Source organism: Streptococcus infantis (genome assembly GCF_047465035.1).
Lineage (GTDB): Bacteria > Bacillota > Bacilli > Lactobacillales > Streptococcaceae > Streptococcus > Streptococcus infantis_T.
Genome location: NZ_JASHAQ010000053.1, coordinates 1 through 709 on the forward strand (window position 1 = coordinate 1; position 709 = coordinate 709).

Consider the following 709-nt stretch of genomic DNA (forward strand, 5'->3'; position numbering starts at 1 on the left):
TATAGTAAAATGAACCTAAAACAGTACATAATGTGGTATAATCTTCTTATGGCATATTCAATAGATTTTCGTAAAAAAGTTCTCTCCTATTGTGAGCGAACAGGTAGTATAACAGAAGCATCACACATTTTCCAAATCTCACGTAATACCATTTATTGCTGGTTAAAGCTAAAAGAAAAAACAGGAGAGCTAAACCATCAAGTAAAAGGAACAAAACCAAGAAAAGTTGATAGAGATAGACTCAAAAACTATCTTACTGACAATCCAGATGCTTATTTGACTGAGATAGCTGCTGAATTCAGATGTCACCCAACTACCATTCACTATGCTCTTAAAACTATGGGGTACACTCGAAAAAAAAAGAACCACACCTACTTTGAACAAGACCCAGAAAAAGTAGCCTTATTTCTTAAAAATTTTAATAGTTTAAAACATCTAGCACCTGTTTATATTGATGAAACAGGATTCGATACTTATTTTTATCGAGAATATGGTCGCTCTTTAAAAGGTCAGTTAATAAGAGGTAAAATATCTGGAAGAAGATATCAGAGGATCTCACTGGTTGCAGGGCTAATAAATGGCGAGTTAATCGCTCCAATGACTTACGAAGAGACGATGACGAGCGACTTTTTTGAAGCTTGGTTTCAGAAGTTTCTCTTACCAACATTAAACACACCATCAGTTATTATTATGGATAATGCAAGATTCC

At 34.3% G+C, this 709-nt stretch carries 1 protein-coding gene; it reads left to right on the plus strand.

Annotated elements, in window-relative coordinates:
- Positions 1 to 48: 48 nt before the first annotated feature.
- A partial coding sequence (locus tag QM406_RS10045) for an IS630 transposase-related protein (RefSeq protein WP_414274126.1) occupies positions 49 to 709 on the plus strand: 661 nt, incomplete at its 3' end.